The organism is Citricoccus zhacaiensis (assembly GCF_014645315.1).
Taxonomy (GTDB): domain Bacteria; phylum Actinomycetota; class Actinomycetes; order Actinomycetales; family Micrococcaceae; genus Citricoccus; species Citricoccus zhacaiensis.
In genome coordinates this window covers 80,427-101,914 of sequence record NZ_BMLQ01000008.1, presented here as the reverse complement: position 1 = coordinate 101,914, position 21,488 = coordinate 80,427, and the positions used below count along the sequence as shown (strand labels likewise).

At 69.2% G+C, this 21,488-nt stretch carries 20 protein-coding genes; 9 read left to right on the top strand and 11 right to left on the bottom strand.

From position 1 onward, the window contains the following. Positions 1–50: 50 nt before the first annotated feature. The 6 genes from IEX49_RS13365 to IEX49_RS13340 all read right to left on the bottom strand — a co-directional run bounded on the left by IEX49_RS13365 (position 51) and on the right by IEX49_RS13340 (position 5,197). A complete protein-coding gene (locus IEX49_RS13365; protein ID WP_188806658.1) occupies positions 51–377 on the bottom strand; it encodes a metal-sulfur cluster assembly factor in 327 nt (108 codons plus the stop codon). Positions 378–388: 11 nt separating this feature from the next. Further along, positions 389–1,153, bottom strand: coding sequence for a Fe-S cluster assembly ATPase SufC (gene sufC, locus IEX49_RS13360; protein ID WP_188806657.1), 765 nt, complete (start codon positions 1,151–1,153; stop codon positions 389–391). A 68-nt stretch (positions 1,154–1,221) separates the two neighbouring features. Further along, positions 1,222–1,566 carry a non-heme iron oxygenase ferredoxin subunit gene (locus IEX49_RS13355; RefSeq protein WP_159550956.1) on the bottom strand — a complete coding sequence of 115 codons (345 nt, stop codon included), beginning with the start codon at positions 1,564–1,566 and terminating at the stop codon, positions 1,222–1,224. After that, positions 1,566–2,882: a Fe-S cluster assembly protein SufD gene (sufD, locus tag IEX49_RS13350; RefSeq protein ID WP_229672672.1), complete on the bottom strand. Its 1,317-nt coding sequence runs from the start codon at positions 2,880–2,882 to the stop codon at positions 1,566–1,568. Before sufD ends, IEX49_RS13355 begins: the two co-directional genes overlap by 1 nt. Positions 2,883–2,884: 2 nt before the next feature. Then, the gene (gene sufB, locus IEX49_RS13345; RefSeq protein ID WP_229672671.1) at positions 2,885–4,345 is read right to left on the bottom strand and encodes a Fe-S cluster assembly protein SufB; all 1,461 of its coding nucleotides are present in this window, start codon (positions 4,343–4,345) and stop codon (positions 2,885–2,887) included. Between the two features lie 111 nt (positions 4,346–4,456). After that, positions 4,457–5,197 carry a helix-turn-helix transcriptional regulator gene (locus tag IEX49_RS13340; protein WP_188806656.1) on the bottom strand — a complete coding sequence of 247 codons (741 nt, stop codon included), beginning with the start codon at positions 5,195–5,197 and terminating at the stop codon, positions 4,457–4,459. Between the two features lie 122 nt (positions 5,198–5,319). On the opposite strand from IEX49_RS13340, the gene IEX49_RS13335 reads away from it, so the two are divergent. The 3 genes from IEX49_RS13335 to IEX49_RS13325 all read left to right on the top strand — a co-directional run bounded on the left by IEX49_RS13335 (position 5,320) and on the right by IEX49_RS13325 (position 8,157). Continuing rightward, positions 5,320–6,261, top strand: coding sequence for an ABC transporter ATP-binding protein (locus IEX49_RS13335; protein WP_229672670.1), 942 nt, complete (start codon positions 5,320–5,322; stop codon positions 6,259–6,261). A gap of 107 nt (positions 6,262–6,368) precedes the next feature. Further along, a complete protein-coding gene (locus tag IEX49_RS13330; protein WP_188806724.1) occupies positions 6,369–7,076 on the top strand; it encodes an ABC transporter permease in 708 nt (235 codons plus the stop codon). 46 nt (positions 7,077–7,122) lie between these two features. Next, entirely contained in the window at positions 7,123–8,157 is a 1,035-nt protein-coding gene (locus IEX49_RS13325) for a COX15/CtaA family protein (protein WP_188806654.1), read from the top strand. A gap of 18 nt (positions 8,158–8,175) precedes the next feature. On the opposite strand, the gene IEX49_RS13320 is transcribed toward IEX49_RS13325, so the two are convergent. Together IEX49_RS13320 and IEX49_RS13315 are read right to left on the bottom strand one after the other, a co-directional pair. Beyond that, positions 8,176–8,727 (bottom strand): hypothetical protein, encoded by a 552-nt coding sequence (locus tag IEX49_RS13320; protein WP_188806653.1) that lies wholly within the window; start codon positions 8,725–8,727, stop codon positions 8,176–8,178. Between the two features lie 511 nt (positions 8,728–9,238). Continuing rightward, positions 9,239–10,228 carry a heme o synthase gene (locus IEX49_RS13315; protein WP_188806652.1) on the bottom strand — a complete coding sequence of 330 codons (990 nt, stop codon included), beginning with the start codon at positions 10,226–10,228 and terminating at the stop codon, positions 9,239–9,241. 253 nt (positions 10,229–10,481) lie between these two features. On the opposite strand from IEX49_RS13315, the gene tkt reads away from it, so the two are divergent. The 6 genes from tkt (at position 10,482) to pgl (ending at position 18,956) form a co-directional block, all read left to right on the top strand. Beyond that, entirely contained in the window at positions 10,482–12,617 is a 2,136-nt protein-coding gene (gene tkt / locus IEX49_RS13310) for a transketolase (RefSeq protein WP_229672703.1), read from the top strand. A gap of 58 nt (positions 12,618–12,675) precedes the next feature. Beyond that, complete coding sequence (gene tal / locus IEX49_RS13305) at positions 12,676–13,797, top strand: transaldolase (protein ID WP_188806650.1); 1,122 nt, start codon at positions 12,676–12,678, stop codon at positions 13,795–13,797. 82 nt (positions 13,798–13,879) lie between these two features. Next, positions 13,880–15,559 (top strand): phosphoglucose isomerase-related protein, encoded by a 1,680-nt coding sequence (locus IEX49_RS13300; protein WP_188806649.1) that lies wholly within the window; start codon positions 13,880–13,882, stop codon positions 15,557–15,559. 31 nt (positions 15,560–15,590) lie between these two features. Then, positions 15,591–17,153 carry a glucose-6-phosphate dehydrogenase gene (gene zwf / locus IEX49_RS13295; RefSeq protein WP_229672697.1) on the top strand — a complete coding sequence of 521 codons (1,563 nt, stop codon included), beginning with the start codon at positions 15,591–15,593 and terminating at the stop codon, positions 17,151–17,153. Next, positions 17,153–18,094: a glucose-6-phosphate dehydrogenase assembly protein OpcA gene (locus IEX49_RS13290; RefSeq protein ID WP_188806647.1), complete on the top strand. Its 942-nt coding sequence runs from the start codon at positions 17,153–17,155 to the stop codon at positions 18,092–18,094. Before zwf ends, IEX49_RS13290 begins: the two co-directional genes overlap by 1 nt. After that, positions 18,084–18,956: a 6-phosphogluconolactonase gene (gene pgl, locus IEX49_RS13285; protein ID WP_188806646.1), complete on the top strand. Its 873-nt coding sequence runs from the start codon at positions 18,084–18,086 to the stop codon at positions 18,954–18,956. The genes IEX49_RS13290 and pgl overlap by 11 nt, the downstream gene beginning before the upstream one ends. A 28-nt stretch (positions 18,957–18,984) precedes the next feature. Here pgl and secG read toward each other — a convergent pair whose 3' ends face one another. From secG to IEX49_RS13270, 3 genes are all read right to left on the bottom strand, one after another. Further along, positions 18,985–19,236 (bottom strand): preprotein translocase subunit SecG, encoded by a 252-nt coding sequence (gene secG / locus IEX49_RS13280; RefSeq protein WP_188806645.1) that lies wholly within the window; start codon positions 19,234–19,236, stop codon positions 18,985–18,987. An 82-nt stretch (positions 19,237–19,318) separates the two neighbouring features. Beyond that, positions 19,319–20,134 carry a triose-phosphate isomerase gene (tpiA, locus tag IEX49_RS13275; RefSeq protein WP_188806644.1) on the bottom strand — a complete coding sequence of 272 codons (816 nt, stop codon included), beginning with the start codon at positions 20,132–20,134 and terminating at the stop codon, positions 19,319–19,321. Between the two features lie 2 nt (positions 20,135–20,136). Beyond that, positions 20,137–21,453 (bottom strand): phosphoglycerate kinase, encoded by a 1,317-nt coding sequence (locus IEX49_RS13270; protein ID WP_188806643.1) that lies wholly within the window; start codon positions 21,451–21,453, stop codon positions 20,137–20,139. Positions 21,454–21,488: the final 35 nt, after the last annotated feature.

Sequence of the window (21,488 nt, the reverse complement as noted above, 5' to 3'; positions counted from 1 at the left end):
GAAAGTTCAGGATGACCGGGATTCTCCGACGCATCGGGTCAGACGGTGGATCAGATGTTGAAGCCGAGGGCCCGCATCTGCTCACGGCCGTCATCCGTGATCCGCTCGGGACCCCACGGCGGCATCCAGACCCAGTTCAGGCGCCACTCGTCCACCATGGTGCCGATTTCGTTGCCGATCTGCTCCTCGATCATGTCCGTCAAGGGGCATGCCGCAGTGGTCAGGGTCATGTCCAGGATCAGGGCGCCGTCCTCGGCGTAGTGCATGCCGTAGAGCAGGCCCAGGTCCACGATGTTCACGCCCAGCTCGGGGTCCATGACCTCGTGCAGGGCCTCCCGGATGTCATCCAGTTCGGTCTGGGGTGCTTCAGTGGTCATGGGGATACTCCTCAGGCTCCGGCTGCAGCGGTCTCGAAGCGCTCGTAGCCCTCGGCCTCGAGACGGTCGGCCAGTTCGGCGCCGCCGGACTCGGCGACCTTGCCGTCCACGAAGACGTGGACGAACTGCGGCTTGATGTACTGCAGGATCCGGGTGTAGTGGGTGATCAGCAGGGTGCCCATGGTTCCGGTGTCCTGGGCGCGGTTGACGCCCTCGGAGACCACGCGCAGGGCGTCGACGTCGAGGCCGGAATCGGTCTCGTCCAGTACGGCGAACTTGGGCTTGAAGAGTTCGAGCTGGAGGATCTCCACACGCTTCTTCTCGCCACCGGAGAAGCCCTCGTTGACGTTACGGGCCGCGAAGGACGGATCGATCTTCAGGTTCTCCATGGCCGCCTTGACGTCCTTGGTCCAGTGACGCAGGGACGGTGCCTCGCCGTCGATGGCGGTCTTCGCGGTGCGCAGGAAGTTGGTCATGGTGACACCGGGGATCTCGACCGGGTACTGCATGGCCAGGAACAGGCCGGCCCGGGCCCGCTCATCCACGGACATCTCCAGGACGTCCTCCCCATCCAGGGTGATGGTGCCGGAGGTGACCTCGTACCGGGGGTGTCCGGCGATGGTCGAGGCGAGGGTGGACTTGCCGGAGCCGTTGGGGCCCATGATGGCGTGGGTCTCACCGGTGTTGATGGTCAGGCTGACGCCCTTGAGGATCTCCTTGGGGCCGGTCTCGGTCTCGATGGAGACGTGCAGGTCCTTGATTTCCAGGGTAGACATTCGTGTTCTCCTTGCGGTTCCGCCGGTCGGCCGGCGGGAGGTTTCAGCGGAAGTTCTGGTGGGGCTGGTTACGAGTTCAGTGAGGCGCTGTTCAGCACGGTGGCGGTGTCGACCCACACGGAGTCGTCCTCCACGGCCAGCGCGTAGACGGCGACCGGGGCGGTGGCGGGCAGCACGTTCGGCTCGCCGGTGACCAGGTCGAAGGCAGAGCCGTGGCCGATGCACTCCAAGGCGCACCCCTCGACGAATCCGTCCGAGAGGGACACCTCCTCGTGCGAGCAGATGTCATTGACCGCATGGAGCGAGCCGTCGGAGGCCCGGACCACGGCGACGTCGATGCCGTCGACCGTGAACCGCTTGGCCTCCTCGGCGCCGATCTCCGCGACGGCGCACACGCGCTGACCGGCCGCCATCAGAGGCTGGCCACCTGCAGCTCGGAATCCATCTGGTCGATGAGGGTCTCCTCGACGTCGGCGATCCCGATCTTCTGGATGATCTCGTGGAGGAAGCCGCGGACGATGAGCTCGCGGGCGTCCTTCTCCTCGATGCCACGGGCCATCAGGTAGAACAGCTGCTCGTCGTCGAACTGGGCCGTGGAGGAGGCGTGGCCGGCTCCGTCGATGAGGCCCGTCTCGATCTCCAGGTTCGGGACCGAGTCCACGCGGGTGCCCTCCGAGAGGACCAGGTTCTGGTTCTTCTCGTAGCTGTCGGTGCCCTCGGCCTCCTTGCGGATCAAGACGTCGCCCACCCAGACGGTGTGCGCGTCCTGGCCCTGCAGGGCGCCCTTGTACAGGACGTTGGACTTGCAGTTCGCCACGGCGTGGTCCACGAACAGGCGCTGCTCCAGGTGCTGGCCGGCGTCCGCGAAGTAGAGGCCGAACATCTCGGTCTCGCCGCCCTGACCGGCCAACCGCGAGGTCGGGGTCAGGCGGACCAGGGAACCGCCGTAGGACACGGCCACGTGCTTGAACGAGGCGTCCTTGCCGATCCTGGCCTGCTGGGCGGAGACATGCACCGCCCCGTCGTCCCAGGACTGCAGGGAGGTGACGTTCAGACCGGCCCCCTCCTGCACGTCGAACTCGATGTTCTGCGAGACCACGGCCGAGCCGCGGTGCTGGAGCACGACGTCGGCGCGCGAGTTGGGCGCGGCGATCACCAGCAGGTGCTGGGCGGCCGGGGCCGTGCCGGTCCCGGTGATGTCGATGCGCACCGGGGTGGTGGCCTCGACATCGGCGCCGATGGTCACGACGGTGGCCTGTTCGAAAGAGGCCCAGGCCGCAGCCGAGACTCGGTCGTCCGGCGTGAGGACGGTGCCCAGCCGGGCATCGTCCCGGCCCACGGTCTCCACCGTGACGCCGTCCAGCTCGGTGACCGAGACGGCAGGTGCCGCACCGGTCAGGCGGGCGTCGTCGCCGTCGGGCAGGTGCAGGCCGGCCAGCCGGTTCAGGGGCGTGAAACGCCAGTCCTCCTCGCGGCCCGTCAGGGCCGGGAAGTCCGCCAACTCGAAGCTGGAGAGGCGGTCGGCACGGGAGGACCCGGGCTTGACCGGGCGCTTCTGAGAACCGGACGGGACGCTGTGCGTGGCGTGGCCGGCGTCGGACGCCTCGGCCACGGTGGCGGAGAGCTTCTCGCCCTCCTCACCCATGCCGGGGATGACGGGCACACCGGCGCCGTCGGCGTCGATTTCCTCCGGGGAGGCGTTGTCAGTGGTGTTGACGGTCTGTGACACGCTCAGCCTACCGATCCTTCCATCTGCAATTCGATCAGCTTGTTCAGTTCCAGGGCGTACTCCATGGGCAGTTCGCGCGCGATGGGCTCGATGAACCCGCGCACGATCATGGCCATGGCCTCGGTCTCGGACATGCCGCGGCTCATCAGGTAGAAGAGCTGCTCCTCGGAGACGCGCGAGACTGTGGCCTCGTGGCCGAGGGTGGCATCATCCTCGCGGATGTCGATGTACGGGTAGGTGTCCGAGCGGGAGATCGTGTCCACCAGCAGCGCGTCACAGACCACGGAGTTCGCCGCGTTCTTGGCACCCTCCATCACCTGGACGAGTCCTCGGTAGGCGGCGCGACCGCCGGAGCGGGCCACGGACTTGGAGACGATCGAGCTGGAGGTGTTCGGGGCCAGGTGCACCATCTTGGATCCGGTGTCCTGGTGCTGGTCCGCGCCGGCGAAGGCGATGGACAGGGTCTCGCCCTTGGCGTGCTCACCGGTGAGGTACACGGCCGGGTATTTCTGCGTGACCTTGGAACCGATGTTGCCGTCGATCCACTCCATGGTGGCGCCCTCTTCGGCCACCGCGCGCTTGGTCACCAGGTTGTACACGTTGGTGGACCAGTTCTGGATGGTGGTGTAGCGAACGCGGGCGTTCTTCTTCACCACGATCTCGACGACGGCCGAGTGCAGGGAGTCCGAGTTGTAGATCGGGGCGGTGCAGCCCTCGATGTAGTGGACGTAGGAGTCCTCGTCCGCGATGATCAGGGTCCGCTCGAACTGGCCCATGTTCTCGGTGTTGATGCGGAAGTAGGCCTGCAGCGGGATCTCCACGTGGACGCCCTTGGGGACGTAGACGAAGGAGCCGCCGGACCAGGTGGCGGTGTTCAGCGCGGCGAACTTGTTGTCCCCCACCGGGATGATGGAGCCGAAGTACTCCTTGAAGATCTCCGGGTACTCCTTCAGGCCGGTGTCCGTGTCCAGGAAGATGACGCCCTGCTCCTCCAGGTCCTCGCGGATCTGGTGGTAGACGACCTCGGACTCGTACTGGGCGGCCACGCCGGAGACCAGGCGCTCACGCTCGGCCTCGGGGATGCCGAGGCGCTCGTAGGTGTTGCGGATGTCCTCCGGCAGGTCCTCCCAGGACTTCGCCTGGCCCTCCGTGGAGCGGACGAAGTACTTGATGTTATCGAAGTCGATGCCGGAGAGGTCGGCGCCCCAGGTCGGCATGGGCTTGCGGTCGAAGTACTTCAGGCCCTTCAGGCGCAGGTTGAGCATCCATTCGGGCTCGTTCTTCTTCGCCGAGATGTCCCGGACGACGTCCTCGTTGATGCCACGGCGGGCATTGGCGCCCGCGTCGTTCTGGTCCGACCAGCCGAACTGGTAGGCGCCAATCGCATTGAGTTCCGGGTTCTTCTCCAATACCTCGGAGATCACGCCCGGGTCGGCGTTCTCCTTGATGATCTGATCGGTCATCGCTGCCTCTCTGGTGATCGAGCTGATGGTCTGTTGGATCTGGTGTAAATCTGTGTGAAGCCGTGGAGTCCGGCGGGGCCGGTGTTCACGCGGTGCCGCTTCAGGGCCGTGTCACGGCTCCGTCGGATCTGTCTGGCCCGTATCCCGACCCAACGGTACGTGGGTGGTGCAGACGTGGCCGCCGGTGGGCAGGGTGGACAGCCGACGCACGTCCACGCCGAGCAGGCGGGCGAAGAGCTCCGTCTCCTCCTCGCAGAACTGGGGGAAGTCCGCGGCCAGGTCCTGGAGTGGGCAATGGCCCTGGCAGATCTGCGCGGCCTTCAAGGTGGTCCGGCCTCCGGCGTTGGCGGCCAGGCCCACGGTGCGGACGCTGGCGGCGAAGCCCTCCTCGTCCAGGACCCGGGCCAGGGCGGCGGTACGGTCCTTGAGGTTCGAGGCGGTGCCGATGGCCTCCCGGTAGCGGTCCTCGACGGCGGCGAAGCGATCCCGGGCCACGGAGCGGACGGCGTCCGCCCCTCCTACCTGGTTCAGCCGATGGAGGGCCTGGGCGGCGACCTCGAGGTAGTCGTTGCCGAGGCGGGACTGACCGGCGCGGCTGACCACGTACCGGCGTGAGGGGCGACCGGCGCCGCGGTTGCCGGAGACGAGCTTGACCTCGACGGCTCCTTCCTCGGATAGTACGTCCAGATGGCGGCGGACGGCGGCCGCTGTCAGGCCCAGCAACTCGCCCACACGGGCGGCGCTGACCGGGCCCTGGGTCAGGACAACCTGCAGCACCCGGTCCCGGGTGCTCTCGCGCTGTCCGTCGACCGGGCCCGCGGCGGGCACGTCAAGTTGGCTGGTGGAATACACAACCCTTAGTTTACCTAATTAAGGCCACCATGAAAGTAAGGCGTGCCTTGCCGGAGGGTGGTGTTGGCCACGGCAGTTCTACGGGTCGTAGAACTACGGGTCCACGCGGGTACCATGGATGGGTGCCATCCTCACCCTCCGTCCTGGTGTCCCTTGAGGGACTGCAGAAGACCGTCCGTAGCCGCCGGGGAGATCTCCACATCCTCAAGGGCGTGGACTTCCATGCTCGCAGTGGAGAGGTGACCGCCCTGCTGGGGCCGAACGGTGCCGGCAAGACCACCACCCTGACCATCGCGCAGGGGCTCGACCGTCCTGATTGCGGCACCGTCCGCCTGCTGGGTGAGGACCCCTGGCATGCCGGGGCTGCCCTGCGCAGCCAGGTCGGGGTCATGCTCCAGGACGGTGGGCTGCCGCCGTCCGCCACCCCGGCACGGTTGCTGCGCCATATCTGCTCGCTCTACCGGGAGCCGGCCGACATGGCAGCCCTCACCGAGCGCCTCGGCATCGACGAGTTCTCCGGCCGGGACATCCGCCGCCTGTCCGGTGGCCAGAAGCAGCGGGTGGCGCTGGCCGCCGCCCTCGCGGGCCGCCCGCGCGTCGTGTTCCTGGACGAACCCAGTGCCGGCCTGGACCCCGTGTCCCGCCAATTGGTGTTCGACCTGATCCTGGAGCTGAAGCAGGCCGGACTGGCCGTGGTGCTCACCACGCATCTGCTCGACGACGCCGAACGGCTGGCCGACCACGTGGTGCTCCTGCGGGACGGCACCGTCGAACGGTCCGGGTCAGTCGCCGAGCTCACCGACCGCACGGGCCCGACCCCGGTCCACTTCTCCGTCCCCCAGCCCCTGGGCGCCGACGCGCTGGCCGCCTTCCCGTCGGGACTCCACCTGGTGGCGGAGGGCCCCAGCGCGCCGGCCGACTGCACGTTCCGCGTCGAGGGCCTGACCTCCCCCGACGCCTGGGCGGACCTGGCCGGCTGGTGGCGCGATCACCGCATCATGCCCACGGACGTGCGCCTGCTGCACCGTTCCCTCGAAGAGGTCTTCCTGGAGGTCGCCCCGTGAGCAGTCCCGTGAATGCCCCTCACAGCACCGCCAGCACCGCCGCGGCCGTGTCCCCGCAGGGCAGCCCCTCTCGGCTCGGCAACGCCAGCTCCCTGGCCCGCCGGGTCATGGCACAGGGACGCTATGAGTCCGTCACCGCGATCCGCAACGGCGAGCAGCTGCTGATCTCCCTCGTCCTGCCCCTCATGGCCCTGTTCGCCGTCGTCTGGTCCGGACTGATGGACAGTGCCGGGGTCCGCGGCGTGGACGTGGCGGTGCCGGGCGTGCTCGCCCTCGCCGTGCTCAGCTCGGCCTTCACCGGGCAGGGCATCGCCACCGGATTCGACCGCCGTTATGGCGTGCTGGCCTACCTGTCCACGACCCCTCTCGGCCCGGCCGGGCTCATCCTGGGCAAGGCCTGCGCCGTCCTGGCGGTCCTGTTGCTCCAGGTCGTGGTGATCGGCGGGATCGGTCTCGTGCTGGGCTGGCAGCCCGTCTGGGCCGGGGTACCGTGGGCCGTCCTCATCCTCACCCTCGGGGCGGCCTCGTTCACCGCCCTGGGGCTCCTCATCGCCGGCACCGCGCGGCCTGAGGCCACCCTGGCCCTCACCAATCTGCTGTGGGTGCTGCTGGGCGCCGTAGGCGGGGCCGTCTTCCCGGTCCCCGCCATCAGCTGGTTCTCCGGCATCGCCTCCTTCCTGCCCTCGGCCACGCTGGGCGACGGTCTCCGGTCCGCCTTCGGCACCGGTATGCCCGACGTCGGCGCCCTCCTCGTCCTGGCGGGCTGGGGCATCCTGGCCACGGTCGGCGCCTTGAAGTGGTTCAAATGGCGCTGAGTGTTCCACCGTCCATCCCCGTCCGTCTCGTTCAAAGGACCCTGAAGTGAGTACCCCGACCCAGTCCACCGCCCAGAGCGGTTCCGCCACCCGCCCCGGGCTGTGGCGCCGCATCGATGCGGGCATCGGCCGATATACGCCGCGGGACATCACCCGGGGCACCCTGGTGCTGGCCGTCATCTCGCTCGTGACCGAGATCGGCATCATCGTCACCGGCGGCGCCGTGCGCCTGACCGCCTCCGGCCTCGGCTGCCCGACGTGGCCCACGTGCACCGACGACTCCTGGATCAACACCCCGGAGATGGGAATCAACGGCGTCATCGAATTCGGCAACCGGCTACTGACCTTCGTGGTGGGACTGGCGGCCCTGGCGGTGCTGCTGTGGGTCTGGAACCTCCGCAAGTCCCATCCGAGCATCTTCTGGATCTCCGTGGGGATGCTGGCCTGCATCCCGGCGCAGGCCGTGGTGGGCGGCATCACCGTCTGGACCGGGCTGAACCCCTGGGTGGTGGCATTCCACTTCCTCGTCTCCTCGGTGATGGTCTGCTTCGCCACCCTGCTGGTGAACCGGATCGGCGCTGAATGGCGTCACCGTCAGGCACACGGGGACCAGGCGGTGGCCCCTGCGGCGGTGGTGGACGGACAGACGTCCACTCTGTCCCGCAACCTGGCCCGCGGCATCTTCGTGGTTGCCTGGGTGGTCCTGTACCTCGGGACCATCGTGACCGGGACCGGACCCCACGGGGGCGACGCGGACGCGCCCCGCCATGACTTCGACCCACTGGTGGTCACCCGCCTGCACGCCTTCCCCGTCTACCTCATGACGGCCGCGGCCCTCGTGCTGCTCGTGGTGGTCTTGCGCCAGCAGTCCTCGAGGCGGCAACGAATCTCGGCCTGGGCCCTGATCGCGGTGATCGCCTTCCAGGGGATCGTCGGCTACATCCAGCACTTCACCGGACTGCCGATCGGCGTGGTCCTGCTGCACATGCTGGGAACCGGCCTCGTCGTCTGGGCCGTCACCACCGCCTGGGACCGGCAGGTCTCCACCTACCGCACCCGGCCGGCCGCCGTCCGTTCCTAGCCGGAAGGCCCGTATCGGTCAGCCCTCGTCGACGTCGGCGCCCAGCTCAGCAGCGAGCCTGTCCAGGTCCTTGGACGCCGCCTGGTGATCCGTGGCACCTGTACCGCCCTCCCCGGCCTCGGTGATGTCAGCGACGAACCATTCCGCCGTGCCCACCACGGGTACGGGTTCCACGGCTGAGCTCAGCAGCTCGCGTGCACCCTGGATCAGGGCTCGGTCCTCGGACCACGCCATGACGATGGTCTCGCCACACTGCCGCCCCACGAGTCGTTCACCGCCATCGACCATGAAGAAGTGGTCCTGCCCGGAAAAGCCATCTGAGGGACTCGGGCAGTCGAAACGATCGTCGACGGCCTCGAACAACTCATCCAGGCTGTCGACGGGAGCGGCCGTCCTGGAGGACCGCGACGATTCGGGAGTGCCCGACGTCGTCTCACTCGGGGTGGCGGCTGGGAACGGGGTCTCCGGCGCACCAGGTGCTGCCTCATTGCCACAACCCGTCAGGACGAGTGCACCCATCGAGACCGCCACTGCACCACGGGCCGTCAACGACCACACCTTCACCGACATCTGAAACCCCTCTGCTCGCCGTCAGGTGCCTTCACCCTACTGGCGCGCCAATGCCACACTAGGTTGCATGACCGACGCTGGTGCACGTGCACATCACCTCGGGCTGTTGCTACCGGCCTTCGCCATGGTGTCCGTCGCGTGGTTGGTCTTCTGGAGGTCCCAGCAATTCCCGGTCGTCTGTGCGCTTGCGTTCCCCTGTCCAGCCCCGAACGCACGGATACCCCAGCGCTGATCTTTGGCGGACTCATGCTCGTGCCACTGGTCGTGCTGGTGATGGGGTCCTATACGCGTCGACCAGCAGTGTGGCTGATCAACGTGTCCTATGTGGCGCTGGCTGGCCTGGCCGTTCTGGGCTACGGGGCAATCCTCTTCGCCGGAGGATTCACGGCGGACCTGTGGTTCCTTCTCTGTTCGATCGCGATAGTGGGGACGATTGGAATTGCCGGTCTTGGAATCCGGAGAGGCTCTGGTCTGGATCGGCCGGCCCGCTGACGCCCTCAGAGCCGGAGGGTCAGGAGGGGATGCCCGGGACCGGCATGAGCGGGCTGCCCACGAAGGGATCCACGGCCAGTGCCACGAAGACGAGGGTCAGATAGGTGATCGAGAGGTGGAAGACCTTCATCGCCTTCTTGTCGTTGTACTCCGGCTTCTGCGACTCGGCGTAGAGCACGTGGGACTCATAGACGAACCAGCCGCCGGCCACGAGTGCGACGGCCGTGTAGACGATCCCGGCCCAGCCCAGCGGCACCAGCAGCAGCGAGCAGGCCACGGTGGCCCAGGCATAGAGCACGACCTGGCTGGAGACCACGCGTGCCGAGGCCACGGCCCCGAGCATCGGCACGTCCGCGGCCTGGTAGTCACGCTTGTACTTCAGGGACAGCGGCCAGTAGTGCGGCGGGGTCCACAGGAAGATGATGAGGAACAGCACGATGGCCGGCCATTCCACGGTCTCGCGGACCGCGGCCCAGGCGATGAGGACCGGGAAGCAGCCGGCAATCCCTCCCCACACGATGTTCTGCTCGGTACGGCGCTTCAGGATCAGGCTGTAGATGACCACGTAGAAGAAGATGGCCAGGACGCCGAGGCCGGCGGCCAGCAGATTGGTGCCCCAGAGCAGGATGGCGATGGACACCACGCCGATGGCCCAGGCGAAGATGAGGGCCTCGCGGGGGGAGACCTCGCCGGTGACCAGGGGACGCTTCTTGGTCCGGTTCATCAGCTTGTCGATGTCCCGGTCGATGTAACAGTTGAAGGCCGCGGAGGACCCGGCGGCCAATGCGCCGCCCACCATGGTGGCGATCATGGTGACCACGTCCGGGAAGCCCCGCTGCGCGAAGATCATCGTCGGCAGCGTGGTGACCAGGAGCAGTTCCATCACCCGTGGCTTCGTCAGCGAGACATAGGCCGCGGCCTTCCGCTTGAACCCGATCTTCCGGTGAACCGGACGGGCGCTGGAGGGCGCCGGGCTCGCGGCGGACTGGGCATCAAGGGTGGTGGGCATCTACTTCTCACGGTGCAGGCGGGCGGGATGATGTCATCGGTGCTGGAAACACCCCTTCCAGTGTACCTTTCCCCGCACGGAATGTCGGGTCGTGACAGGTCACTGGCGGTTCACCCCCTGCAGGGCGTGGCCCCATTCGGGATAAGCTGGCATCAGGCCGGCACCGGCCCCCAGTTTCATTCCGTCAGGAGCAGCTTTCGTGACTTCAGCCCCGGCATCATCCACCGGATCCGCCACCGGGGGGACTTCCTCCCTGCAGCGTCTTCAGCCCGCCCGCGAGTACACGTATTCCGCCGTGGACCGGAAGGCGGTGGACACCCTGCGCGTGCTGGCCGCAGACGCCGTGGAGAAGGCCGGTCACGGCCACCCCGGCACGGCCATCTCGCTCGCACCGGTCGCCTGGCAGCTGTTCCAGAACGTCATGCACCATGACCCCGCGGACGCCACCTGGGCCGGGCGCGACCGCTTCATCCTCTCGGCCGGTCACTCCTCCCTGACCCTGTACCTGCAGCTGTTCGCCGCCGGCGCCGGGCTGGAACTCGAGGACCTCCAGGCCCTGCGCACCTGGGGTTCCAAGACCCCCGGCCACCCCGAGTACGGGCACACGGACGGCGTGGAGATCACCACCGGTCCCCTGGGCCAGGGCCTGGCCTCCGCCGTCGGCTTCGCCTTCGCCCAGCGCCGGTTGCGCGGACTGCTGGACCCGGACGCCGCCCTCGGGACGAGTCCCTTCGACCACCACATCTTCGTCATCGCCTCCGACGGCGACCTCCAGGAGGGTGTTACCTCTGAGGCCTCGTCCCTGGCGGGCCACCAGGAACTCGGCAACCTCGTCGTCATCTATGACGACAACGAGATCTCCATCGAGGACGATACGGACGTGGCGTTCAGCGAGGACGTGGCCGCCCGGTACGAGGCCTACGGCTGGCATGTCCAGACGGTCGACTGGCTCGCCACCGGGAACTACGTCGAGGACACGGAACAGCTCTACACGGCCCTGGCCGAGGCCAAGGCACAGACCTCCAAGCCCTCGCTCATCAAGCTCCGCACCGTGATCGGATGGCCCTCCCCCGGCAAGCAGGACACGGGTGCCATCCATGGCTCCAAGCTCGGCGGCGAGGAGCTGGCCGGCCTGAAGACGGTCCTGGGCTTCGACCCGGAGCAGCACTTCGCCGTCGACGACGGCGTGCTGGCCCACGCTCGCAGCGTCGGCGAACGCTCGGCGGACTACCGCTCCACCTGGGAGGAGGCCTATGCCGCGTGGCGCGGAGCCAACGAGGAGCGTGCCCGGCTGTTCGACCGCCTGACGGCGGGAGAATTGCCCGAGGGCTTCGCCGAGGCGTTCCCCGCCTTCGAGGCGGACTTCGACGCGAGCTTCTCGGGCGGTGCCAAGGGCATGGCCACCCGCGCGGCCTCCGGCAAGGTCCTGTCCGCACTGGCCCCCGTCATGCCGGAGCTGTGGGGCGGGTCCGCCGACCTGGCCGGCTCCAACAACACCACCATGGACGGCGAACCCTCGTTCATCCCCGCCAGCCGGCAGACCTCGACCTGGAAGGGCGGCCCCTACGGCCGCACCCTGCACTTCGGCATCCGTGAGCACGCCGCCGGCTCGATCGTGAACGGCATCTCGCTCGGCTCACTGCTGCGGGCCTACATGGGGACCTTCCTGATCTTCTCCGACTATCAGCGTCCCGCGATCCGCATCGGAGCGTTGATGGGCACCCCGGCCATCTACGTCTGGACCCACGACTCGATCGGCCTCGGCGAGGACGGCCCCACCCACCAGCCGGTGGAGCAGCTCGCCTCACTACGTGCCATCCCGGGACTGGCCGTCGTCCGTCCGGCCGACGCCAATGAGGTGTCCTGGGCCTGGAAGACCATCCTGGAGAAGACCGACGGCCCGGCGGGCATCGTGCTCTCCCGCCAGAACCTGCCAGTCTTCCCGCGGGACGAGCAGGGCTTCGCCGGTGCGGAGGGCACGGCCCGCGGCGCCTATGTGCTGCTGGAGGCCACCGATGACTCGGGCTCGGCCGTCGAGCCCCAGGCGATCCTGATCGGGACCGGTTCCGAGGTGCAGCTCGCGGTGGCCGCACGGGACCAGCTGCAGTCCGAAGGCGTGCCGACCCGGGTGGTGTCCGCCCCCAGCCTCGAGTGGTTCGACGCCCAGGACGAGTCCTACCGCGCCTCCGTGCTGCCGGACAACGGCGCCGTCCGAGTCTCCGTGGAGGCCGGGATCGCGCAGGGCTGGGCCAAGTACACCGGAGTCCGCGGGGCCCAGGTCTCGCTGGAGCACTACGGCGCCTCGGCAGACTTCCAGACGCTGTTCCGCGAGTACGGCATCACGGCCGAGGCCGTGGCCGCCGCCGCTCGGGACCTGCTCGGCCGCTGACCCGGCTCCGGCCGGTCACCACCGCCATGCAAAGCACCCCCAGACGTACGGAGACACGATGACCGAACAGAACCCGAACACCCGTGCACTGGCCGAGGCCGGTGTGTCCATCTGGCTCGACGATCTGTCCCGTGAGCGGATCGCCACGGGCAACCTCGCCGAACTGATCGAGACGCGGACCGTCACCGGCGTGACCACCAACCCGTCGATCTTCGCCGCCGCCCTGAAGAACGGGGAGGCCTACGCCGAGCAGGTGGCGCAATTGTCCGCCGACGGGGCGGACCTGGACCGGGCCGTCTTCGAGCTCACCACCCGGGACGTCCAGGCCGCCTGTGACCTCTTCACGCCCGTCTACCAGTCGTCCGACGGGGTGGACGGAAGGGTGTCCATCGAGGTGGATCCCCGGTCTGCCCGGGACGCGGAGAAGACCGTCGCCGAAGCCGGCAAGCTGGCCGAGGCCGTGGACCGGCCCAATGTGCTGATCAAGATCCCCGCCACGGAAGAGGGCCTGCCGGCCATCACGGCGACCCTCGCCCAGGGACTGAGTGTCAACGTGACCCTGATCTTCTCGCTGACTCGCTACCGCGAGGTGCTCAACGCCTGGCTGCTGGGCCTGGAGCAGGCGCATGCCGCCGGGATCGACCTGTCCACCCTGCACTCCGTCGCCAGCTTCTTCGTCTCCCGTGTGGATACCGAGGTGGACCGCCGCCTCGCCGAGTCCACGGCCGAGGGGGCCGGCGAGCTGACCGGGCAGGCGGGCCTCGCCAACGCCCGACTCGCCTACCGCATCTTCACCGAGACCCTGGACACGGAGCGCTGGCGCGTCCTGAAGGCCGCCGGTGCCCGCCCGCAGCGTCCCCTCTGGGCCTCCACCGGAACCAAGGATCCGGCGCTGCCGGACACGCTCTACGTGACCGGCCTGGTGGCCCCGGGAACCGTCAACACCATGCCGGAGAAGACGCTGGAGGCCCTGGCCGACCACGGTGAGGTCACCGGGGACACCATCACGGAAGGCTACGAGGAAGCCGACCGCGTGCTGGACGCGATCGCCCATGCCGGGGTCGACTACAACGACGTGGTGGCCGTCCTCGAGGCCGAGGGCGTGGAGAAGTTCGTGACCAGCTGGAACGAGCTGCTGGAGACGGTGCGCACCGCGCTGAAGGACTCCGCGAACAGCTGACGGCCACTGGGCCACTGGTCGCTGCTGACTGCCGCTGGACCATTCCCTGAATCCCTCCCCGCACGACCCCCAGGAGACTGACATGAGCTCACTCGGATTGCAGGCCACCGGCGACGCCCTCGCGGCGATCGACCGTCACGTTCCGGCCCTGGTGGGCGACCGCGTCGCCAGTCGCCTGGACGGCAAGGACCACACCCTGTGGGGTCCGGCCGCGGAGGAGGAGGCGTCGCAGCGCCTCGGGTGGATGGACCTCTTCGAGGACTCGCGTGACCTGGTGCCGCAGATCGAGGACCTGCGCGACCAGCTGGCGGCCGAGGGCATCAGTCGTGTGGTCCTCGCCGGCATGGGAGGGTCCTCCCTGGCCCCCGAGGTGATCGCCGCGACCGTGGGTTGTCCGCTCACCGTGCTCGATTCCACCGATCCCGAGATGGTGGGCAACGTCCTGGCGGCCGGGGTGGCGGACACCGTCCTGGTGGTGTCCTCCAAGTCTGGCTCCACGGTGGAGACCGACTCCCAGCGGCGAGTCTTCGAACAGGCCTTCAACGACGCCGGCCTGGACGCCGCGTCCCGAATCGTCGTGGTCACTGACCCGGGCTCTCCCCTCGAACAGTCGGCCCGTGAGGCCGGCTACCGGCACGTCTTCACCGCCGATCCCACCGTCGGAGGGCGGTACTCCGCCCTCACCGCCTTCGGCCTGGTGCCCACCGGCCTGGCCGGGGTGGACATCGCCACCCTGCTCGACGATGCGGAGGAGACCCGAGAAGTCCTCGCCACCGACGACCCGGGCAACCCGGGCCTCCAGCTCGGCGCCGCCATGGCGGGCACCGATCCACTGCGCAACAAGCTGATCTTCTCCGACGAGGACTCCGGGCTGATCGGCTTCGGCGGGTGGGCCGAGCAGCTGATCGCCGAGTCCACGGGCAAGGACGGCACCGGTGTGCTGCCCGTGGTCGTGGATGCCGGAGACCCGGAGACTCTCTCCTCCGCCGACGACCTGCTGCAGATCCGCCTGGTGGCCGACCCGGATGATCGGGAGGCACCGGACGCATCCGATGCCCCCGGCACTGTCCCGCCGTTCCGGTCCGAGCACGCCGTGGAGGTCTTCGGCTCCCTTGGGGCCCAGCTGCTCCTGTGGGAGTTCGCCACAGCGGTGGCCGGCCGCATCCTCGGCATCAACCCCTTCGACCAGCCGGACGTCGAGGCGGCGAAGACCGCGGCCCGCGGCCTCCTGGATGCCACGCCTGCGGCGGAGCGCCCGGACACCGTGATCGGGACCGTCGAGGTCACCGGGCCGGCCGACGTCGTGAACGGCCCCGCCGGGAGCCCGGATGACCTCGGGCAGGTGCTGGCCGCCGTCGCGCAGCTGGTGCCGGCCCACGGCTACCTGGCCGTCCAGGCGTACCTGGACCGCGTGGGCTACCCGGAGCTGGAGGTCCTGCGCGCCGCACTCGCCACGCTGTCCGGACGCCCGGTCACCTTCGGCTGGGGCCCGCGGTTCCTGCACTCGACCGGCCAGTACCACAAGGGCGGCACACCCGAGGGAGTGTTCTTGCAGGTCACGGCCGATTCAGACCTGGACCTGGACATCCCAGGCCGCCCCTTCACCTTCGGTCAGCTGCTGGCCGCCCAGGCCGCCGGGGACGCCTCCGTGCTGCGCGAGCACGGCCGGCCCGTGGTGCGGCTGCACCTGACCGAGCGCACAGACGGCATCGGCCAGCTCCTCCGGGCAGCGCACGGCACGCAGGGATTCGATGGTGCCTGATCCGTTGACCGGAACGCGTCCAGCCAATCCCCTGCGCGACCCCCGGGACCGGCGGCTCACCCGGATCGCCGGTCCCTCCGCCCTCGTCCTGTTCGGCGTCACCGGAGACCTGGCCCGCAAGAAACTGCTGCCGGCGATCTACGACCTTGCCAACCGGGGGCTGCTCCCGCCCGGCTTCTCCCTGGTCGGCTTCGGCCGGCGCGACTGGAGCGACGAGGAGTTCACGGCGTACGTGCGCGCATCCGTGGAGTCCTCCGCCCGGACCGGCTGGAACGACACCGTCTGGAACCAGCTGCGCGGCGGCTTCCGCTTCGTCTCCGGCGGCTTCGATGACGCCGCGGCCTACGAGGACCTCCATGGGACGCTGGCCGACCTCGAGATCACCCGTGGCACCGCCGGCAACACCGTGTTCTACCTGTCCATCCCGCCGGACTGGTTCGAGGAGGTCAGCCAGCAGCTCGCCGACCACGGCCTGGCCGGCCGCCACCACGACGCCGGTACGCGACCCTCCCCTGCCCAGGCCGGTTCCTCGGGGCGTCCGTGGCGCCGGGTGGTCATCGAGAAGCCCTTCGGTCATGACCTGGCCAGCGCCCGGGAGCTCAACGACGTGATCGAGCAGGTGTTCGTCCCGGATGCCGTCTTCCGGATCGACCACTACCTCGGCAAGGAGACCGTCCAGAACATCCTGGCGCTGCGCTTCGCCAACCGCCTGTTCGAGCCCGTGTGGAACTCCAACCACGTGGACCACGTGCAGATCACCATGGCCGAGGACATCGGCATCGGCGGCCGCGCCGGCTACTACGACGGGGTGGGCGCCGCCCGCGACGTCATCCAGAACCACCTGCTGCAGCTGCTGGCCCTGACCGCCATGGAGGAACCCATCTCCTTCGACGCGGATCACCTGCGCACCGAGAAGGAGAAGGTCCTGGCCGCCGTCGAGGTCCCCACGGACGACGCCGGCCTGGCCGCCGCCTCCGCGCGCGGCCAGTACACCGGTGGCTGGCAGGGCGGGGAGAAGGTCACCGGCTTCCTCGAGGAGGAGGGCTTCAACCCGGACTCCACCACCGAGACCTACGCCGCCCTGAAACTGGGCATCCGCACCCGGCGCTGGGACGGGGTGCCGTTCTACCTGCGCGCCGGCAAGCGCCTGGGCCGCCGCGTCACCGAGATCGCCGTGGTGCTCAAGCGGGCCCCGAACCTGCTGTTCCCCGGACACGGTGAGGACGAGTTCGGCCAGAACACCATCGTCATCCGCGTGCAGCCGGACGAGGGCGTCACCATCCGCTTCGCCTCCAAGGTCCCCGGGACCCAGCAGGAGGTCCGCGACGTCACCATGGACTTCGGCTACGGCCATGCCTTCACCGAGGACAGCCCGGAGGCCTACGAACGGCTGATCCTCGACGTGCTGCTCGGCGAACCGCCGCTGTTCCCCCGCCAGGCCGAGGTGGAGCTGTCCTGGGCCATCCTCGACCCGTTCGAGGAGTACTGGGCATCCCTGGCCGGCCAGCCGGAGCCCTACGCGCCCGGCAGCTGGGGACCGAAGACCGCCGACGAGCTCGTGGCCCGTGACGGCCGCGTCTGGAGGAGGCCCTGATGATCATCGAGGTCCAGGACACCACCACATCCCAGGTCGCCAAGGAGATGAACCGCCTGCGCGAGGCCGGGGGCGTCGTCGCGCTCGGCCGGGTGCTGACGCTGATCATCTCCACCTCGCCGGACCATGCCGAGGAGGCCATCCTGGCCGCCAACCTGGCCAGCCGCGAGCACCCCTGCCGGATCATCGTGCTGGCCGCCGGAGACGCCGCCGCTCCCACCCAGCTGGATGCGGAGATCCGGGTGGGCGGCGATGCCGGGGCCTCCGACGTGGTCATCCTCCACGGCTCCGGCTCCAACGCGGAGGAGTCCGAGTCGCTCATCGGCGCCCTCCTGCTGCCGGACGCCCCGATCGTGGTCTGGTGGCCCCACTCCGCCCCGGAGATCCCGGCAGACTCGGCCCTGGGGCGGATCGCGCACCGCCGCATCACGGACACGGCCACGGCCCCCTCGCCGCGGCAGGCGCTCATGCACCTGCGCCAGACCTACCGGGCCGGGGACACCGACCTGTCCTGGACCCGCCTGACCGGATGGCGCATCCAACTGGCGGCGATCCTGGACGGGCTGGATCCCGCCGAGATCCTGTCCGTCACCGTGGACGGGGCCGAGGACTCCCCCTCGACCATGCTGCTGGCCGCCTGGCTCACCCGCTGTCTCGGGGTCCCCGTCACCATGGCGCACTCCAAGGCCGGCCAGGGTATGCGCTCCGTCCGGCTGCGGCGCCCGCAGGGCGACGTGGTGTTGTCCCGGCCCGCCGGTGACGTGGCCTCCCTGTACCAACAAGGCCGGCCGATCCAGCACATCTCCCTGCCACGGCGCAGCGACCAGGACTGCCTGGCCGAGGAGCTGCGCCGGCTGGACCCGGACGAGGTCTTCGGCGATGTGGTGGTCAACGGGCTGCCCCTGACCGACTTGAAGGCGGTGACGCCCAGTGACCGATGAAGCCCGCCTGTTCTCCGACCGTGACTCGCTCTGCCGTGACGCCGCCCATGAGCTGCTCCGGATCCTCGCTGACGCCGTCCGGGACCGGGGTGCGGCCTCGGCCGTGCTGACCGGCGGCGGGACCGGCACGGGGATCCTGACGGCGCTGTCCGACCTGGTGTCAGCTGCCTCGGATGCCTCGGGCAGCCTCGACTCCCCGGGCGGTCTCCGGGGCCCGGATGTTCGCATGCCGGACTGGTCCCGGGTGCACCTGTGGTGGGGCGATGAGCGCTTCCTACCCGCCGGCGATCCGGATCGGAATGAGCAACAGGCCGAGGAGGCCCTCCTGCGGGGCCTGGTCACCCTGCACGGGATGCCCTCCGCGAACATCCACCGGATGCCCGCTGCCGACGGCGCAGCAGGGGCGGGGGCCATGCCGGCGGACGCCCAGATGACGGGGTCGATCATGACGGCGGCGGAGGCCTATGCGTCCGAACTCGCCGGCCATGCGCGCGTGGACCCGGGGCCGGACGGCCGCCTGCCGGTCTTCGATGTGGTGATGCTGGGCGTGGGGCCGGATGCCCATGTCGCCAGCCTGTTCCCTGGCCTGCCCGGCCCCCTGACCCGCGGGGAGACGGTGATAGCCGTGGAGGACTCCCCCAAGCCGCCGCCGTGGCGGCTCTCGCTGACGGTGGAGGCCCTCAACACGGCCGAGCGGCTGTGGTTCGTGGTGGCCGGAGCGGACAAGGCCGAGGCCGTCGCCGCAGTCCGACGCGCCCGAGACGACGAGACCACCGACGCGGCCCGGTGGCCGGCGTCGGTGGTCTCAGGTCGTCATGCCACCCTCTGGTGGCTGGACGGGGCAGCGGCCGGTCAGGACTGACCGCCGGGGCCACCCCACCCGGGAGTAGTTAGAAGTCCTGCGAGAACCGCATGATCAGGCCGAGTGCCACCACGATCGCGCCCCAGGTCAGACCCAGGGTGATGGTGATGCGATTCAGGTTCTTCTCGGCCACGCCGGAGGCGCCCAGCGACGAGGTGACGCCGCCGCCGAACATGTCGGACATGCCGCCGCCGCGGCCCTTGTGCAGCAGGATCAACAGGACCAGCAGGACGCTGATGGCGGCCAGGGCGATCTGCAGGATGAGGGTCAGGACGTCCACGTCACTCTTTCCATTGGCGGGAGGCCGTCTCCGGCCGGTGCGGGTACTTCTGCGCCGTCCGACCGGAGCCGAACGGCCGGAATCAGTCGGTCAGCAGGTGATGCTCGAACCTGACTATGCTAGCAAACTCGGCCTCGTCCAGGCTGGCGCCACCCACGAGGACACCGTCCACGTCCTTCTCCCGCAGGAGGGAGGCGGCATTCGACGACTTCACGGATCCGCCGTACAGCAGGCGGAGGCCCGCGGCGGCTTCCTCACCATAGCGGGAGGCGACGTCGGCGCGTAGGGCGGCGCACATCTGCTGGGCGTCATCCGGACCGGCCACCTCGCCCGTGCCGATGGCCCACACTGGCTCGTACGCCACCACCAGGTCGGTGACCTGCTCGGTGGACAGGCCCTCGAGTGCTCCACGGAGCTGTGCCACAGTGTGCTCCACGTGGCGGCCGGCCTGCCGGACATCCAGCCCCTCGCCCACACACAGGACGGGCGCGAGGCCGTGCCGCAGAGCTGCGGTGAGCTTGCGGTTGGCCATGGCGTCGTCCTCGCCATGCAGCGTGCGCCGCTCGGAATGCCCGACCAGGACATAGCGGCACCCCAGCTTGGACAGGAACTGTGCCGAGACCTCTCCGGTGAACGCACCGGAATCCTCAGCAGAGACGTCCTGGGCCCCGTACACCAGGGGCAGCCGGTCCCCCGCCACGAGCGTCTGGACACTGCGCAGGTCGGTGAAGGGCGGGAACACCGCCACCTCGACCTTCTCGAAGTCGTGGTCCGCATCCGTGAGGATCCAGGTCAGTTTCTGCACCAGCGTGACGGCCTGTTGGTGGTCCAGGTTCATCTTCCAGTTGCCCGCGATGAGCGGGGTGCGGTCATAGACGCCGTTCGTCTTCGAGGTCATGCTCAGGCACCTGCCTGTGCCGCGTCGTGTCCCGCGTCCTGTGCCGTGCCATGGCCCGTGGTCGAGCGCTCCAGGGCGTCGATGCCCGGCAGGGGTTTGCCCTCGAGGTACTCCAGGGAGGCACCGCCACCGGTGGAGATGTGGCCGAACTGGCCGTCGTCGAAGCCGAGAGCCCGGACGGCGGCCGCCGAGTCTCCGCCACCCACCACGGTCAGTCCGGTGGACTCGGTCAGGGACTGGGCCACCGTGCGGGTGCCATGGGCGAAGGCCTCGAACTCGAAGACACCCATCGGCCCGTTCCAGAACACGGTCTCCGCCCGGCGGATCTCCTCGCCGAAGGCCACGCGTGTCTCGGGGCCGATGTCCAGGCCCAGGGCGGAGGCGCCGTGCGCCCCCGAGGTGAGGGATTCCACGGGCAGGACCTCATGCTCGGCGTCGGCGGCGAACGCCGAGGCCATGACGATGTCCGTGGGCAGGACGATCCGGCAGCCGCCCTCCTCGGCCCGCTTGAGGTACTCGGTGACGACGGGAATCTGGTCCTCCTCCAGCAGCGAGGCACCGACCTCGTGGCCCTGGGCCTTGAGGAAGGTGAACAGCATTCCTCCCCCGATCAGCAGCGTGTCCGCGCGATCCATCAGGTTGTCGATCACCGCCAGCTTGTCCGAGACCTTGGAGCCCCCGAGGACGACCACGTAGGGGCGGTCCGGTTCACCGGTCAGACGGGAGAGGACGTCCAGTTCCCGGGAGACGAGCCCGCCCTGGTAGGACGGCAGCAGGCCGGCGATGTCATACACCGAGGCGTGCCGGCGGTGTACGGCGCCGAAGGCATCATCCACATAGGCGCCCTGAGTCGCCGGAGCCGACTCGGACGAGCCACTGTCACCGGTCAGGGCCGCCATCTCGGCGGCCAACGCGGCGCGTTCGGCCTCGTCCTTGGAGGTCTCGCGCGGATCGAACCGCACGTTCTCGAGGAGGAGGATGCCGCCGTCGGGCAGGTTCGCCGACTCCTCACGGGCCGAGGCGCCCGTGACGTCGGTGGCCAGGCGCACCTTGCGACCGGTCAGCTCGGCCATCCGCTCGGCCGCGGGCCGGAGGGAGTAGGCCGGGTCGGCCGTGCCCTTCGGGCGCCCGAGGTGGGCCATGACGACCACGCGTGCGCCGGCGTCGGCAAGCGCGGTGATGACCGGCAACGAGGCGCGGATGCGGCCGTCGTCGGCCACGACGCCGTCCTCCAGCGGGACGTTGAGGTCGGAGCGGACGAGGACGTGGCGTCCTGCCACTCCTGCCTCCAGCAGGTCGTCAAGGGTCTTGGCGGTCATGCACAGGGCCTTCCGGGGATGGTGGAACTTAGGTA

Bases quoted from the DNA above. Each gene is read 5' to 3' on its own strand.
- IEX49_RS13270 (WP_188806643.1), bottom strand. From the start codon at position 21,453: ATGACCGCCAAGACCCTTGACGACCTGCTGGAGGCAGGAGTGGCAGGA.
- IEX49_RS13300 (WP_188806649.1), top strand. From the start codon at position 13,880: ATGAGCTCACTCGGATTGCAGGCCACCGGCGACGCCCTCGCGGCGATC.
- sufB (WP_229672671.1), bottom strand. From the start codon at position 4,345: ATGACCGATCAGATCATCAAGGAGAACGCCGACCCGGGCGTGATCTCC.
- IEX49_RS13315 (WP_188806652.1), bottom strand. From the start codon at position 10,228: ATGCCCACCACCCTTGATGCCCAGTCCGCCGCGAGCCCGGCGCCCTCC.
- IEX49_RS13330 (WP_188806724.1), top strand. From the start codon at position 6,369: ATGGCACAGGGACGCTATGAGTCCGTCACCGCGATCCGCAACGGCGAG.
- IEX49_RS13365 (WP_188806658.1), bottom strand. From the start codon at position 377: ATGACCACTGAAGCACCCCAGACCGAACTGGATGACATCCGGGAGGCC.
- IEX49_RS13320 (WP_188806653.1), bottom strand. From the start codon at position 8,727: ATGTCGGTGAAGGTGTGGTCGTTGACGGCCCGTGGTGCAGTGGCGGTC.
- tpiA (WP_188806644.1), bottom strand. From the start codon at position 20,134: ATGACCTCGAAGACGAACGGCGTCTATGACCGCACCCCGCTCATCGCG.
- IEX49_RS13290 (WP_188806647.1), top strand. From the start codon at position 17,153: ATGATCATCGAGGTCCAGGACACCACCACATCCCAGGTCGCCAAGGAG.
- IEX49_RS13355 (WP_159550956.1), bottom strand. From the start codon at position 1,566: ATGGCGGCCGGTCAGCGCGTGTGCGCCGTCGCGGAGATCGGCGCCGAG.
- tal (WP_188806650.1), top strand. From the start codon at position 12,676: ATGACCGAACAGAACCCGAACACCCGTGCACTGGCCGAGGCCGGTGTG.
- sufC (WP_188806657.1), bottom strand. From the start codon at position 1,153: ATGTCTACCCTGGAAATCAAGGACCTGCACGTCTCCATCGAGACCGAG.